Below are 2,580 nucleotides of genomic sequence, written 5' to 3' on the forward strand. Positions count from 1 at the left end.
AAGACTGCTTGCGTCCACTATGTGGTTCCCAACCAACAAACCCGTTGCTTGAGGAACAAAACCACAACCAAATAACAACACCACAGATGTTGTAACCACAGTTTTCCCCCACCCCCAACACATGGGTGCGTGGCGGAGCAAGGGTTACGGCGGTCATAGCGTGGGGGAAACGCCCGGTCCCATCCCGAACCCGGAAGCTAAGACCCACAGCGCCGATGGTACTGCACCCGGGAGGGTGTGGGAGAGTAGGTCACCGCCGGAACACCATTAACGGTCGAGGACCCCAACCACCAGGTTGGGGTCCTCCCGCATTTAAACCATAAACACAAAATCTGATCGACCGGCGCTCCCGGCGGCTAGCTCCTGCTCAGATGCCCTCCGGCCGGCGCCCCGGTAATTTCGTGCCGCCGGCACCGTCTCTCGAAAACTTGGCCAGCGGCAATTCGCCCTCGACCACGCTGTTGCCCCCGGCTTCATTCGGCTTCGGGCATGCCGTCCCCTGACTCTTCCGCTGACTTGAGCTTCCGGCGTCTGCGCCGGCGCCAGACGATCACCAGGCCGAGCACGACGAAGGGGACCAGCACCCAACCGCCGATGTCGAGAGCGTCACCGATTGCATTGGCCAGTGCCCCGGCCAAATAGGCGAGAACGCTGAGGCTCGCGACCCAGGCAATGGACCCCGTGATAGTCCAGAGCAGAAAATTGGGCCACGGCATCTTGGCAGCCCCCGCGGCAATGGCGCCCCAGAGCCGAACGACAATGACCCAGCGGCCGAAGAACAAGGCCTTGCCGCCGTGCCGTTCGAAGAACGACTCCAGCTGGATGATGCGATTCTCATCGGCGTGGAAGCGCTGTGCAAGTCGCAGCATCAATGGACGACCTCCCACCCGCCCAAGTACGTAGCCAATAGTGCTCCCGAGCATGGCGCCCAGGCTGCCGACGGCGATAACGGCGGCAAGGTTCAGATCTCCATGGCGCGCCGAGGCGTAGGCTCCAAGCAGCACGGCCACGGCGGGAAGCGGTACGCCGGCACACTGGGCCAGCACAATCACAAAGACGCCGAAGTAGTACGCCCAATCGTCCGCAGTCCCTGCTTCCGTCGCGAGGTAGCCTGCCCAGCCGACCGCCATGAAGCGGAGGGCAGCCAATCCGGTCATCGCTCACACCTCACTCCCGCTCCGCCGTGGTTCATCATGGCGGTCCCCGCACTGCCCGCATTAGTTCTGCGGTCGCGACCCCCGCGACGACACCGGGATGGCCCTTGTATACGCTTGTGCCCCGGGCCGCGTCAAGAGCACGCTGCGGAGACAGTGCGGCCCGACTCGCCCTGGTTCGGGGAGGACCCAACTTCCGCTTGACCACGCCCCGCGCAGCACTCCCTACGCTCCGGTCCCCGCATGGCACCACCAGCGGCCGCCTGACTGGCCAGCGATGGGTCGCGGCGCATCCGACTGGGGTTAATTGCTCGGGGGCGTCGGGTCCTTCGAAGCGGACACGGTCCTGCGTGAATTCAACGGTGGCCGCCTCCGGATGGACTGGGAGCCCAAGAGCAGCTGATCCTTCTGCGTCACAGAGTGGCTTGCCATATATGTGATTCCATAGCGGCATGTTGATACTTCCAAGCACAGAGGACTCCCTCCTGGTGCGCACGACCTTCGGCAACGAAGACGCTTGGATGGATGCGCTTTCCACTGTGCTTAGCGAGAATGACGATGGATTCCGCGCCTACGTGAAGGTCGTTGATGACATTGCCTGGGATCAGGTCGGCTGGGAACAAGTTCGCCAGGCGGCTATGGCCGGCAATGAACACGCATCGGTCCTGTTCATTGTGGACAGTGTCGCTCTTGAACCGGGGCATCCGATACAGGTCATTGATCTGAGCACGGAATCGCGCCGGCCGTTCCGATGCATTGCGCGCGAACTCTGGGGAGTCGATAACAACCTAAACATCGCGAACATGGACTGGAAAGAGTTCGCAGATAGGACAGACAGAGACGGTGTCTTCAGGGGATTTGCCTGACAGTTCTTGCTGCTTCGGTGTATTGGGATAGGGCGGGAGCCCTGGGACGACCGCGCCGGATCCAGAGCCGCGAGGGGTCAGGCAACGGGCAGGCGTCCCGGAACCCGGCTGCGCCACCTCTCGAACGACACCTCGAAGGCCGCGCCCGTGCTTCGAGGCTGCGCGGCCACAGCCGGCATCCGCGGACTCACATGTTCCCAACCCCCGTAGTAGCCGTGCCCAAAGTGGCTACAACATGCAAAAGTCGCTGCAGAGCTCAAACCCTGCCAGGCGGGAGGGTTGGATCGCAGTCTGGACCAGACGACATCGGGAGTAGTCCGCCAGCGTCACGGGCCCTTTGCGGTAGGCGTCAGACAACACGATGGTCTGTTTGGCTGCCGTTGCCTGGGGACGCCATGCCGGGGCTGTGCTGCTGCCGGCCGGAGCTGTGCTGCTGCAGGCGGGCCGTGATCGTCAATGCCCCGTGCCGTGCCTGTTGTGGTGATGCACTGCACAGTGCTGGTTTGTGGGGGTGGGGGGTCTGGTGGGGTGGTTTTGGGTGGTTTTGGGTTGTGGTGGCG

At 62.9% G+C, this 2,580-nt stretch carries 2 protein-coding genes and 1 rRNA gene; 2 read left to right on the top strand and 1 reads right to left on the bottom strand.

Annotated features, from left to right (window positions below; all coding sequences use genetic code 11):
- Positions 1-145: 145 nt before the first annotated feature.
- Positions 146-262, top strand: a 5S ribosomal RNA gene (gene rrf / locus C560_RS0117400).
- Between the two features lie 211 nt (positions 263-473).
- Here rrf and C560_RS22775 read toward each other — a convergent pair.
- Positions 474-1,157, bottom strand: a complete 684-nt coding sequence (locus C560_RS22775) for a DedA family protein (protein WP_026539157.1) — start codon at positions 1,155-1,157, stop codon at positions 474-476.
- A gap of 485 nt (positions 1,158-1,642) precedes the next feature.
- Between C560_RS22775 and C560_RS0117410 the strand changes: the two genes are divergently transcribed.
- Complete coding sequence (locus C560_RS0117410; RefSeq protein ID WP_231494386.1) at positions 1,643-2,020, top strand: DUF6924 domain-containing protein; 378 nt, start codon at positions 1,643-1,645, stop codon at positions 2,018-2,020.
- Positions 2,021-2,580: the final 560 nt, after the last annotated feature.

Source organism: Arthrobacter sp. 9MFCol3.1, assembly GCF_000620385.1.
Lineage (GTDB): Bacteria > Actinomycetota > Actinomycetes > Actinomycetales > Micrococcaceae > Arthrobacter.

Excerpts from the sequence above, each read along its gene's own strand:
- C560_RS22775 (WP_026539157.1), bottom strand. The coding sequence starts at position 1,157 with ATGACCGGATTGGCTGCCCTCCGCTTCATGGCGGTCGGCTGGGCAGGC.